Source organism: Hymenobacter sp. J193 (genome assembly GCF_024700075.1).
GTDB lineage: Bacteria > Bacteroidota > Bacteroidia > Cytophagales > Hymenobacteraceae > Hymenobacter.
Genome location: NZ_JAJONE010000001.1, coordinates 746,053 through 758,494 on the forward strand (window position 1 = coordinate 746,053; position 12,442 = coordinate 758,494).

The window sequence follows — 12,442 nt, forward strand, 5'->3', positions numbered from 1 at the left end:
TTATATTTTCACCTGTAAGTAACACCGGGAGTATCCTCCCGTATCAGGCCCATTATGAAACGCACTTTGTACTCTTTGCTGCTGCTCACGCCGTTGTTTGGCGCCTGCAGCCACGCAGTTACCAGGCCCCTGAGCGTAGATCGGGAAATAGCAGAGCCAGCCCACCGGTTTATGGCTATTGCCGATACCAGCGCCAGCAGCCAGTTCCCGCCTCTGCAACCCTGATTTGTTCCACCTTTATACAACAACAGCGCCGCCGGATTACTCCGGCGGCGCTGTTGCATTTGGGTTAGTAGCGCAGGCTGATCGAACCACGAAAGCCGCATACCAGAACTGCTTAGCTAAGGGGAAGCTGTCGGCAGCTTACTTTGCCTTGCTGCTTTTCTCGCTGGGCACGATCAGGTGGGCGGGCGTTGGGGCCAGGATGGGAGGCACGCCTATAAGGTATAAGGTGCCTGATTGAGCTTCCAATTTCCAAATGCCCGCCTCGGCTTTGCCTACCTCGTAATACTCCAGCAGTTCGCCACTCGTCTGCTGCGTTATCCGGCGGCCGCTGGGTGATACAAGCGTGTATACTCCTTTTTTCCAGATCCCAAAAACAGTGGTACCCTCCGGCACCAGAAAGCACCACTCATTCCGGGCAAAGCTGTGCAAAGGGCTCTGCTTGCTAGCAAAAACACTGTATTTCACCCCGGCGCGTGAGCTTAGCTGCACACCACTATTGTTGTCGACGATTGTAGTTAGCTGGGGCCCTGCCTGGGGTACCGGTACCTCAACCAGCTTCCCAATCGGCAACTTTACGGCTGCATCCGGGGTCGTCCCAAACTGAATAGAGCCGCCTTTGCCGGAACCCTTCACCAAGCCAACCCGCAGTCCGAGGCTCCCCCTGGGCCCACCCGCAACCACCAGGCGAAAGTTTCCCCGAAACTGATGGTGAACCTCTTTACTGGCTACGGCAGGCTGGTACACCGAGTAGTCTGAATAGTTGTACTCAACTGATTTGACATTCGCTCTTGGCTTTTTCAGAGATGCTACATCTGCGGTCAGGTGCCTGAGAATTTCCTCATCCGTAACCGCTGCCGCCTGCTTCCAGAGGGCTGCCGCATTGGAAAAATGGAGCTCTTTGGTTGGAGCTCTGGAGTTAGCAAACGTGCGAACCAGCGCCTGGCTGGCAATCAGGCCGGTTTCCCGCAGACGCCAGGCCCAGCTTAGCAGCGCCTTATAGCGGACGTAGCCGGGGTCGGCGGGCGTGGCTTTCCAGCTACGCAGCAGATTTATATAGTGCAGGTAGGCCGCAATATCCAATACCCGGCGCCGCAATAAGGGGTTCTTTTCCCGATCAGCCAGTGCAAGGGCTTTTTGAACCGCTAGACTCCACGTCCGCACATCTTCTTCAGCTGGCATTCCCGACACCTGGGTTTGCCAGTCCGTAAACATAGGCTTGAGCACAGGCGCTGCCGGACCAAACATGCGGGTGTAAAACTCCTCGGTTAGCTCCTCGGCGTTTTGGCTGCCGTCGCGCAGTACTGTAGCTGCCGTGTACTGGCCTATACCGCGGGACATCCAACCGGCAATGGTTTCGGAATTGATAGCTACGGCACCCTGTGCTGCAAATTTGCGCAGTTCTGCTGCGTAAGCCGGCGCTCTGAGCTTTGATCGTCCGGGCAGATCTTCGTCCCACTGCATCACCCCCCCAATAATCCCTGATTCCCCAGCGGCCCCTCGCTTTCCCACCCCACCTCTCAAACAGCTCATCATAGGAAAGAGGCGAATGGTTATACGCGGTTGCCACCAGCACAAACACGTTTTGGTGTACCGGAAAATCAGGAGGCAAGGCGTGTTGGGCATAGGCATACATGCCCACCATCTTGTTGAACTCCAATCCTCTGCCAGGCTTGTAGGGAAAAGTTTTACCTACGGCTTCCGCAACCTGGTTAGCCAGGTAAAAAACGATGTTGGATACTGAGCCCAAACGCTGGCAGCTCTCACACTGGCAAACGGCCTTTTCGTCCATTCCGTCACTGGGATCCAGCGAGTACATATTCTGGGTCTGCAGGCGCTGAATGGCATCGGCCTGCAGGGCTGCTATCAGCTTTTTATTGGTTACGCAAAAGCTGACGCTCTGCATCTGTGCACTTGTGGCGTTGGCTGGCACCACCCGCCGGGAACCGTCACTGGCGGCGGCAAACCACTCCGGGTGCGCCGCAAACTCCGCTTTGTGCCGGGAGTAGAACCCGGGCCAGGAATGCCCGGTTGATACGGCATTGTCTATGGCCAGGCCATTGTTCAATTTCCAGCGGGTGGTTTCTTCTTCTAATTTCTTGCTGCCGGCTCCGTATCCGTAAAACATTCCCCGGTTAGCCATTAACGCCTTGGGAGGTCCTTGGCTGAGGTCGGGCAGGGTGGTAAGGCGCGGATAGTATTCCCAGTTACGGTTCGGCAGATAGTAGCGGAACCCCAAGGCAAAGCGCAACGCAGCTGATGCCGGATTGAGCGCCGCTGCCGAGCGTACCGCCACGTAGCCCGCATTCTGCCGAAGGTGCAGCCAGTACCCATCATTTTCCATGCTGGTTAGCGCCACTACCTCATCCGGCTGCATATACTTGCCCAGCACGGCTACAGACCCCAGGAAAATACCCGTCCGGTTCCAGGTGCCCGCTACACCCTGGGCTTTCCAGGCAGCGCCCGACAAGCTCAGCTCCTGGGCCAGGTCCCCGGCACTTTTGGCATACGCAGGGTCAGCATCTTCAAAGTAAATGTAACGGACAACGGCAGGCTCAGCGAGGTTGAAGCCATTGGCCTGCGCTCCAGGATGTGCCCAACTAGCCTGAGGACAAAGCCAGAAGGCCAGCAAGGCTCCCAAAAAAGTGAGGCCAACAATTGATTTAAAAAATGGTCCTGGCAGGAAAAAAGAATGCATGTTGGAAAGTTTAAGGTAAATCAAGCGCTGATAGTTTTCACTAATCAACGAGCGGCAGCAGCCTTTATTCACTGAAATAGAAATTTGAAAGCACGCTTTTGCTGGTAGATGCGGCAAGGCCTTCGACACCTATCCCGTAAGCCACAGCTTGTCAAAAAATCTACACCCGCTAAAAAGCCAGCGCTCTGACGCCGCTATGGCAATGAGTATACCAATAAGCAGGTAAGTAACCCCTGCCAGTAGGTATTCCCCATGAGGCCTAGGAATGCAAGAAAAGTAACAACCTAATTGCCATTAATATAAACCAGGCCACCGCCAGCATTTCATTTCTGGTCTCGCTTCCCTTGGTCACGAAAAAGCAAACAGCCGCCGGATTGCTCCAGCGGCTGCCTGATAAGGGTAATTTCCTTAGTGTCAGTCCACGTTGTCGTGCAGGAAGCGGTTGTCGCCCAGCAGCTCGTTGTCGTCGGAGAGGTTGAAGCGGGAAATATTCCGCTCACTCGATGGCACCACATTTTCCAGCTTCACCTGGCGGCGCAGGTAGGCAGGCGTATCCAGTTGGTCTTTGATAGCCTCATTCGTCAGGCCGTTGCTCAGCTCCTGCAGGCGGCGGCGCCGCTCATCAGCGCGGGCATCCAGCGCGGGCCGCGAAGCCAGCGGTTGCGGGGCGGGCGCCGGGTGCTGGAATACGATAGGCTCGGGGGCGGGCGTGGAGGGCGCTGCTACCGGGGGCTCATACGTGTACGGCGAGGTTTCGAGGTCGAACGTGACCTTGGGCGGCTCCGGTGCACTGGGTGCCGAAGCTACCGGCACCGGCGCTCCGAATGAAGGCACTACCGAAGTCGTTGCTGACGGCGCATCCTGACGGTCCTTGTCGAAAATATCAATCTGCGGATTGGGGGTCACGGCAGGCTCGTTGGAGTAAGCCGCCACCTGCGTGATGGTGTGCGCGTCGCGGGCGAAACCGGTGGCAATAACCGTCACACGGATGCTCTGTCCCAGCGTGGGGTCAATTCCGTGTCCGAAGATTACCTCCGCGTTCTGGCCGGCCTTATCCTGGATGTACTCCGTAATTTCGGTCAGCTCATCCATTTCCAGCTCGGCCTGGTCGCCCGACATAATGGAGAGCAGGATTTTCTGCGCTCCGTGGATGTCGGTATTGTTGAGCAGCGGCGAAGCCAGGGCTTCCTCGGCCGAGCGGCGGGCCCGGTTCTCCCCTTCCGTAATGCTGCTGCCCATCACGGCCGCGCCGGAGTCTTTCATGACGGTTTTCACGTCTTCAAAGTCCACGTTCACATCGGCCGTCACGGTAATGATTTCGGCAATGGATTTGGCGGCCGTGCTCAGCACGTTATCGGCCTTGGCGAAGGCGGCGCGGATGGGCAGGTTGCCGTAAATCTCGCGCAGCTTATCGTTAAGAATCACCAGCACCGTGTCGCAGTTGTCGCTCAGGTCGCGGATGCCCATTTCGGCCTGCTGGCGCTTTTTCTTGCCTTCAAACATGAATGGCGCCGTCACGATGCCCACCGTCAGAATGCCCAGTTCCTTGGCTACTTTGGCAATAACAGGCGCCGCGCCGGTACCGGTGCCGCCGCCCATACCGGCCGTGATGAAGACCATCTTGGTGCCGTTGCTCAGCAGCTCGCGGATTTGCTCCCGGCTTTCAATGGCGGCCTGCTTGCCGCGCTCCGGGTTGGCGCCGGCGCCCAGGCCTTCGGTCAGGTCCATGCCAATCTGCAGGCGGTTGGGCACCGTCGAAGAAGCAAGGGCCTGCTTGTCGGTGTTGCAGATGATGAACTCCACGTCCTTGATGCCCTGGCTGAACATGTGGTTGACGGCGTTGGAGCCGCCACCACCAACGCCAATCACCTTGATGATGGACTTGGATTGGGAAGGTATATCGAATTTGAAATCCATGACGAGTGTCAATTAATAATTAATAATTAAGAATTAAGAATCAGAATTGAGAGTCTGCCAAGCACCTTTGATAGGGTCGCTTTGCCAACTCAATTCCTAAATTAGTAATTCTTAATTATTAATTGACCTTAGTACTGTTGGTCGTCGAAATCATTAATCAGCAGCCCTTTGGTACGGCTGATGATGTCCTGGAAAAACTTGCCGGCGCCGGAAGGCTTTTTGGGCTCGGCCGGGGCCGCTGGGGCGGAAGCCACCGGAGCAGGCGTGCTAATGGCCGGACGGGCTTCGGGCGCGGGGCGGTACAACTCTTCCTCGTGGGAGTTGCGGTTCTGCCGCTCGTCAAGGGAGCGGTAGCCCGACAGCACCAAGCCCACGGTGGTAGCATACATTGGCGACTTCACCGCCTCAATTTTGCTTTTGCCAAGGTGCTCGTTGGGGTAGCCGATACGGGTATCGAGACCAGTTACGTACTCAGTAAGCTGCACCAGATTCTGGAGCTGCGAGCCGCCGCCCGTCAGCACAATACCGGCCGCCAGCTTGTCGCCATGGCCGGTGCGCTGGATTTCAGCGTACACCAGCTCAATGATTTCCTCCATCCGGGCCTCAATGATGTAAGCCAGGTTTTTGAGGGAAATTTCCTTGGGTGCCCGGTCGCGCAGGCCCGGAATGCTCACGATTTCGTACTCGGAGGCTTCCTCAGCAATGGCTTTGCCGAACTTCACCTTGAGCTGCTCGGCTTGGTTCTGCATTACCAGGCAGCCCTGCTTGATGTCGCTGGTTACGATGTTGCCACCGAACGGTAGCACGGCCGCATGGCGGATGATGCCATCTTTGAAGATGGCCAGGTCGGTGGTGCCGCCGCCGATGTCAATCAGCGCGACGCCGGCTTCCTTTTCCTCCTCGCTCAGCACCGACATGCTCGAGGCCAAGGGCTCCAGAATCAGGTTGTCGATTTCCAGCCCGGCCTTGGTTACGCACTTGTTGATGTTGTTGATGGCCGTGCTCTGCGCCGTGATGATGTGGAAGTTGCCTTCCAGCCGCACGCCCGACATGCCCACCGGATCCATGATACCTTCCTCGTAATCCACCTTGTAGTCCTGGGGCATTACGTGGATGATTTCGGAGCCGGGCGGGGTTACCAGCCGGTACATGTCGTTGGTGAGGCGGTTCACGTCGTCCTGCGTGATTTCGCTATCCTGCGAAGCGCGGGTGATGCTGCCGTTGTGTTGGAGGCTCTTGATGTGCTGACCGGCAATACCCACGTTCACCACGCCAATATTGATACCGGACTGCTCTTCGGCCTGACGGATGGCTTTCTTGATGGCGTCCACGGTTTTGTCGATGTTCGACACGATACCGCGCACTACGCCTTCGGACACGGCTTTGCCCATGCCCAGAATCTCAAGCTTGCCGAACTCGTTTTTGCGCCCTACCAGAGCGCAGATTTTGGTAGTACCAATGTCGAGGCCGACTACAATCTTATCGTGTTGCATGAGACGGAAGCGAGTGAGGTTGGAGGGTTCGGGGAGGGGATGTTCTGCAAAAAACGCCTATTTGCAGCGTAGAAGCAAGCCGCTGCTTACTCACAAATGATTTGATCTTTGAATTCGACGTTGACGCGGTGGTACGTGTCCCAGCCTAATACGGGCGGTATCTGCCGGTAAAATACCATTAGTTTCGCAAATTTCTCCGAAATATTCTCGGGAAAGCCAAATTCTACACGCTGGTCGCCTACCTGCTGGGTGAAGGATAATTTTCCATTTGGCCCAATAAATACTTCCGCTACCTGGGCCCGCCAGAACGGATGCTCATCGATATACCGGAGGAAATCCAAATACCGGCGCCCGGTCGAATCCCGAAAAAATGCAGCTTGCAAAGGCTGGTTGCCCTGGCGCGATACCGGCACCACCCGGGCCGTGAACAGGTTCGACAAAGGCAGCTGCTCCCCTTCCGCGTCGATGTAGCTGTCTAAGCGGGTATTAGCGTGCACGAGGCGGGCAATGGGGCGGTTCTGGCGCACATCGGCGTGCAGGTTGCCGGCCAAGTCGCGGTACACCTGCGCGTCTTTCACGAAGCTGTGGGTCTTGAGGCGGTTTTCCAGCGCTTTCAGGTTCAGCTCCTCGGTGCCGGCCCCTTCAAGGCGCTGGCGGCCGTTGCGCGTGAGCAGGCTGGTTACTTCCCGCTCACTGATGAAGTAGTTGTTGGATTCGTTGCCAATGGAAACGACTACCTCCCCTATAGGGCGCTGGGTTTGGCGCACGCCGGCAAACACGGCCAGAGCCCCGAAAAGTACCAGACACCCAGTAGCAAAAAGTAAATTATTTGCCTTACGCTTCAGATCCATGCCAACGGTTTTGTAAAATATTTTTCAGGCGCGGCACCAATTGATCAATGTCTCCCGCACCAACGGTAGCCAGCACGTCGAAAGTAGTATTGGTTTCGGCGTCGTGCAGCACTTGTTCTTTGGTTTGCAGCAGTTTAGAGGGTGACGTAATATCCCGGAAAATTATTTCGGAAGAAACTCCCGCCATCGGTAATTCGCGCGCCGGATAAATATCCAGCAGCCGTACTTCATCGGCAATGCTTAAACTCTCAGCAAAGCCAGCGGCGAAATCCCGGGTGCGCGAAAATAAATGCGGCTGAAAAATTACGCGCAGTCTTTTGCCTGGATATAAGGCCCGTAAGGAACGTAAAAAGGCCTCGATTTCGCGCGGATGGTGCGCGTAGTCGTCCACGTATATTTTGTCGGGCGTGGTCACGATAAACTCGAACCGCCGCTTTACACCTTGGTAGGCGGCCACGGCAGCTTGCAGAGGCTGCGAGGCCACGCCCTGCAGCAGGGCTACGCAGGCCGCAGCCAGCATGTTCTCCACATTGTGGTAGCCCGGTACTGCCAGCTTTAGGTCCGGCACCACACCGGCTGGGCCGTGCAGATTGAAGTGAAACTGGTGGCCCCGGGCCGTAATAGCGGAGGCATGCAGCTCCGGCCCCTGCTCAGGCGTGAGGCCGTAGCGGATAACGCGCACCCCGGCCGGCGCGGCCGCCTCTACGCTGGCATCGGCAGTGTGATTGATGATAAGCGTTCCGCCCGGCGCTATCTGGCTTACAAACTGCCGGAACGATTCCACCAGCGCATCCTTGTGACCATAGATATCGAGGTGGTCGGCGTCGGTGCTGGTGACGATGGCAATGGTGGGGCGCAGGGTGAGAAACGACCGGTCGTACTCATCGGCCTCCACTACTACCGGAATTTCAGTTGGCTTTTGCGTGGCTGGTGGCAGCAGCAGATTGGAGCCCAGGTTCACGGAAATACCTCCCAGAAACGCGGCGCAGGGCACGCCGGCGTGGTGCAGCAGGTGCGCCACCATGCTGCTGGTAGTGGTTTTGCCGTGGGTGCCGGCCACCGCAATAGTGGGTCGGCCCTGCGTGAGTATGCCCAGCACCTGGCTGCGCTTGCGGATATCGTACCCCTGCTCGCGCAGCCAGGCCCACTCCCTGTGGTCGGCCGGAATGGCGGGCGTGAGTACGACCAGTGTCTGGGCCTGGTTTGCGCGCACCTCTGCCGGAATGTTGTCGACGGCATCCTCGTAGTGAATGAGGATGCCTTCGGCCTCCAGCGCCTGCGTGAGCGGCGTGGAGGTTTTGTCGTAGCCGCTCACGTGGTGGCCATTGGCCTGGAACCAGCGCGCCAGCGCCGACATGCCAATGCCACCAACTCCCAGAAAGTAGATGTACGGAAACGCAGCGACAGAATTCAAAATCAGAGCAGAACTAGAGGTGAGGAATTAAGAATGCGAGGGCCGGGTCATCAGCTTTTCGAGCTCATCCACGATGGTCGTGGTGGCATTTGGGTAAGCCAGGCGCCGGATGCTGGCGGCCAGCTGCTGCTGCCGAGCCGGGTTGCCGAGCAAGGCCAGGGCTTCGTCGTAGAGACGCAGGCCAGCTTCGGCATCCGTCACGAGTAGGGCCGCATCCTGGTCGACGAGGGCGCGGGCATTTTTAGTTTGATGGTCCTCGGCCACGTTGGGCGAAGGCACCAGCACGCAGGGCTTGCCCGTAAGGCACAGCTCCGATACCGACAAGGCTCCGGCCCGCGAAATCACCACGTCGGCGGCGGCGTAGGCCAGGTCCATGCGCTGCACAAACTCCAGGGCGTGCAGGCCGGTGCCGGGGTAGGGCTCCATGTCTTCGCGGGCAGTGGGGTAATACAGCTTGCCGGTTTGCCAGAGCAGCTGCACCCCGGCCGATTTCAGGCGCGGCAGCGCGGCCGCCGTGGCGTGGTTGAGGGTGCGGGCGCCCAGGCTGCCGCCCACCACCAGCAACACCGGGTGGCTGGCATCGAGGCCAAAAAAGCGCAGAGCTTCTTCCCGGCTGCCCTGGGCTATTTCGCGGCGTACGGGGTTGCCGGTCAGCACCAGCTTATCAGCCGGAAAGAACTTTTCCATGCCGCCGTAGGCCACGCAGATCTTGCTTACGCGCCGGGCCAGCAGCTTATTCACCAGGCCGGCGTAGGAGTTCTGTTCCTGAATGAGCGACGGAATTCCGCGCGAGGTAGCCGCCAGCAGCACCGGCGCCGAGGCGTAGCCGCCCACACCCACCACGGCATCGGGCTGAAACTCTTCCAGCAGCTTGCCCGCCTTTCGCACCGAACGAAACACGCGCACCGGAAACAGCAGGTTCTGGGGGGTGAGGCGGCGCTGCAAGCCCGTAATATCAAGGCCCACGATGCGGTAGCCGGCTTCTGGTACTCGCGTCATTTCCATGCGGCCGTTGGCTCCCACGAAGAGAATTTCCGCGGCCGGATGGCGGCGGCGCAGCTCATTGGCAATAGCCACGGCCGGAAAGATGTGCCCGCCCGTACCGCCACCGCTGATGATGACGCGGTAGGGCTTCAATTCTGAATTGGGCATTGGATTGGGTTGGGAAGCAGAAGAAAATCTAATTACTCAGGGTTATTTACGCCAGCGCCGTTTTCTTTGGAATTCGGGCTGTATCGGCCGGCTCACCGGTCATGGGGCGAAGCTCCCGCTCCCCGCGACTTACGGCCAAGATGATGCCGATGCTGATACCAGTGAAGATGAGCGAGGTACCGCCCATGCTCAGCAAGGGCAGCGGCAGTCCGGTAATCGGGCCCAGCCCCACGGCCACGCCCATATTCACCATGGCCTGCAAAACCAGGCTAAAGCTCAGCCCGGCCGACAGCAGCCCCCCAAACGCGCCGTAGCTGTTCATTACCGTAATCAGGCCCCGGTACAGGAAGGCGAGATACAGAAACAGAATGGTCACGCCACCCAGCATCCCGTACTCCTCAATGATAACGGCGTAAATGAAGTCGGAGTATGGGTGGGGCAGAATGTTGCGCTCGGTGCTTTTGCCGGGGCCCTTGCCCGATACGCCACCCGTGGCAATGGCAATGTAGCTGTGCTCCAGCTGAAACGGCACCGGCTTGGTTTTGTCGGTGAAGTTCTCGATGCGCGACTGCACGGTTTTGAAGCGCTGCCCGGTAGCCAGGCCCAGGCCGCCCACCACGGCCCCAATGGCAATCATGACGGCCATCTGCTTGAGCGGCACGCGGCCGATAAACATGAGCAGCAGGCAGGTAGCAAACAATAGCAGCGCCGTGGAGGCGTTACTCAGGATAATGATGCCGCAGATCAACCCCACCCATAGCATTACGGGCAGCAGCGTGGTCTTGAAATCGTCGACGTGCTGCTGGCGGCGGCTGAGCATGCTGGCCAGGTGCGCAATGAGGGCCAGTTTGGCCAGGTCGGAGGGCTGAAAGGTTTGGTTGATGACGGGGATGGTAAGCCAGCGCGAGGCCTCGTTGATGTTCGAGCCCATGAAATAGGTGAACAGCAGCAGCGGCACCGACAGCAGCAGGGCATAGAGCGACAGGCGCGAGTAGTGCCGGTAGTCGATGCGGTGGGCCAGCCACATAAAGAACAAGCCCACGAAAATCAGCCCGGTGTGCTTGATGAGGAAGTACTCCGTGTTGCCGCCCATCTTTTTGTAGGCCAGCGTACCCGTAGCCGAGTACACCACCGCAATGGAGATAAGCGAAAACAGAATCACAATGCCCCAGAGCACCGGGTCACCCTTCAGATTGCGCTGCAGCCAGCTTTTAATGATGTCCATCCGGCGGTGAAATGATGAAGTGGTGAAATAGTGCGTTCGGTCCTGGTAGCAGCGCCCAGGCTATTCGTTGGCTTCCTCGTTGGTTTGCTCATCGGCGAGTGACTGCACGGCGGCGGCGAATTGCCGGCCGCGGTCCTCGTAGTTTTTGAACAGGTCGAAGGAGGCGCAGCAGGGCGAGAGCAGCACCACGTCGCCGGGTTGGGCGAGTTTAGCGGCGCGGCGCACGGCCTGCTGCATGCTTTGGGTTTCCTCCACCAGCGGCAACACGGGCCCGAAGGCGGCTTTCAGCTTTTCATTGTCTACGCCCAAGCAAATCAGCGCCTTCACGCGCGACTGCGCCAGGGTTAGCAGCGGGGAGTAGTCGTTGCCTTTGTCGGTGCCGCCCGCAATCCAGACGATGGGCTGCCGGATGCCGTCGAGGGCGTACCAGGCGGCTTCCACGTTGGTGGCTTTGGAGTCGTTGATGAAGCGGGTGCCATTTATTTCGCCCACGAGCTGCAGACGGTGGTCGGCGTTACGGAAGGTAGCCAAGGCAGCTTCAATCTGCCCGGCTTCCACGCCGACTACGCGGGCGCACAGAATGGCCGCCAGAATGTTCTGGCGGTTGTGCTGGCCAATCAGCGGCGAGCTGCTGGTACTGATTTCCTCGGTCTTGCTGTAGTAGCCGGGCTCCAGGTCCACGCACAGCCGCTCTTCGCCGGTGTAGTAGCCGGCCAGGTGGTAGTCGGGCCGGGCATGGAGGCTGAAGGGCAGCTGCCGTACCGGCCGTAGAGCTGCCTGGAAGTAGCGCTGAATAGTCTCGTCGTCGGCGTTGTAGATAAAAAAGCCCTGGCTGTCCTGGTTGCGCGTGATGCGCAGTTTGGACTGGGCATACTTTTCCAGGGAGTAATCGTACCGGTCGAGGTGGTCGGGGGTGATGTTGAGCAGCACCGACACCCAGGGCTGGAAGTCGTAGGTATCGTCGAGCTGGAATGAGCTCAGCTCCACCACGTAGTAGTCGAACTGGTCGTCGATAACCTGCTCGGCCAGCGAACAGCCCACGTTGCCGGCCAAACCCACGCGCAGGCCCGCTTCCTTCAGCAAGTGGTAAGTGAGCAGCGTGGTAGTGGTTTTGCCGTTGGTGCCCGTGATGCAGATGCACCGCGCCCGGGTGTAGCGCCCGGCCAGCTCAATTTCCGAAATGATGGGAATCTGCTTTTCGCGCAGGGCCTGTACTACGGGCGCTTTCTCCGGGATGCCGGGGCTTTTCACCACTTCCGTGGCCTGCAGAATCTCCGCCAGCGTGTGCTGGCCTTCCTCGAAGCGGATGCCCGCCGCCTGCAGCTTCTCTTTATAGCTTGGCTTGAGCGTTCCGGCATCCGACACAAACACGTCGTAGCCTTTGGCCTGCGCCAGCAGCGCCGCTCCTACCCCACTTTCGCCCGAGCCGAGCACTACCAGTCGTTGGCCGTTTGCAGTTGCCGTCATGGG

At 58.5% G+C, this 12,442-nt stretch carries 9 protein-coding genes; 1 reads left to right on the top strand and 8 read right to left on the bottom strand.

The window, feature by feature from the left end; genetic code table 11:
* The first annotated feature begins 54 nt into the window (after window positions 1-54).
* Window positions 55-225, top strand: a complete 171-nt coding sequence (locus tag LRS06_RS03175) for a hypothetical protein (protein WP_257870146.1) — start codon at window positions 55-57, stop codon at window positions 223-225.
* Between the two features lie 1,168 nt (window positions 226-1,393).
* On the opposite strand, the gene LRS06_RS03180 is transcribed toward LRS06_RS03175, so the two are convergent.
* The 8 genes from LRS06_RS03180 to murD form a co-directional block, all read right to left on the bottom strand.
* Window positions 1,394-3,049 (bottom strand): DUF4838 domain-containing protein, encoded by a 1,656-nt coding sequence (locus LRS06_RS03180; RefSeq protein ID WP_257870147.1) that lies wholly within the window; start codon window positions 3,047-3,049, stop codon window positions 1,394-1,396.
* Between the two features lie 285 nt (window positions 3,050-3,334).
* On the bottom strand, window positions 3,335-4,837 hold the full coding sequence (gene ftsZ / locus LRS06_RS03185) for a cell division protein FtsZ (protein ID WP_257870148.1): 1,503 nt from the start codon (window positions 4,835-4,837) through the stop codon (window positions 3,335-3,337).
* A 128-nt stretch (window positions 4,838-4,965) separates the two neighbouring features.
* Window positions 4,966-6,330, bottom strand: coding sequence for a cell division protein FtsA (ftsA, locus tag LRS06_RS03190; protein WP_257870149.1), 1,365 nt, complete (start codon window positions 6,328-6,330; stop codon window positions 4,966-4,968).
* 86 nt (window positions 6,331-6,416) lie between these two features.
* A complete protein-coding gene (locus LRS06_RS03195; protein ID WP_257870150.1) occupies window positions 6,417-7,181 on the bottom strand; it encodes a cell division protein FtsQ/DivIB in 765 nt (254 codons plus the stop codon).
* Complete coding sequence (murC, locus tag LRS06_RS03200; protein WP_257873369.1) at window positions 7,165-8,601, bottom strand: UDP-N-acetylmuramate--L-alanine ligase; 1,437 nt, start codon at window positions 8,599-8,601, stop codon at window positions 7,165-7,167. The genes LRS06_RS03195 and murC overlap by 17 nt, the downstream gene beginning before the upstream one ends.
* A gap of 21 nt (window positions 8,602-8,622) precedes the next feature.
* Window positions 8,623-9,747, bottom strand: a complete 1,125-nt coding sequence (gene murG / locus LRS06_RS03205; protein WP_257870151.1) for an undecaprenyldiphospho-muramoylpentapeptide beta-N-acetylglucosaminyltransferase — start codon at window positions 9,745-9,747, stop codon at window positions 8,623-8,625.
* 46 nt (window positions 9,748-9,793) lie between these two features.
* On the bottom strand, window positions 9,794-10,972 hold the full coding sequence (locus LRS06_RS03210; RefSeq protein WP_257870152.1) for an FtsW/RodA/SpoVE family cell cycle protein: 1,179 nt from the start codon (window positions 10,970-10,972) through the stop codon (window positions 9,794-9,796).
* 60 nt (window positions 10,973-11,032) lie between these two features.
* The gene (gene murD / locus LRS06_RS03215) at window positions 11,033-12,439 is read right to left on the bottom strand and encodes a UDP-N-acetylmuramoyl-L-alanine--D-glutamate ligase (protein ID WP_257870153.1); all 1,407 of its coding nucleotides are present in this window, start codon (window positions 12,437-12,439) and stop codon (window positions 11,033-11,035) included.
* Between the last annotated feature and the right edge of the window lie 3 nt (window positions 12,440-12,442).

Bases quoted from the DNA above. Each gene is read 5' to 3' on its own strand.
- ftsZ (WP_257870148.1), bottom strand. From the start codon at position 4,837: ATGGATTTCAAATTCGATATACCTTCCCAATCCAAGTCCATCATCAAG.
- murG (WP_257870151.1), bottom strand. From the start codon at position 9,747: ATGCCCAATTCAGAATTGAAGCCCTACCGCGTCATCATCAGCGGTGGC.
- LRS06_RS03195 (WP_257870150.1), bottom strand. From the start codon at position 7,181: ATGGATCTGAAGCGTAAGGCAAATAATTTACTTTTTGCTACTGGGTGT.
- LRS06_RS03175 (WP_257870146.1), top strand. From the start codon at position 55: ATGAAACGCACTTTGTACTCTTTGCTGCTGCTCACGCCGTTGTTTGGC.
- LRS06_RS03210 (WP_257870152.1), bottom strand. From the start codon at position 10,972: ATGGACATCATTAAAAGCTGGCTGCAGCGCAATCTGAAGGGTGACCCG.
- ftsA (WP_257870149.1), bottom strand. From the start codon at position 6,330: ATGCAACACGATAAGATTGTAGTCGGCCTCGACATTGGTACTACCAAA.
- murD (WP_257870153.1), bottom strand. From the start codon at position 12,439: ATGACGGCAACTGCAAACGGCCAACGACTGGTAGTGCTCGGCTCGGGC.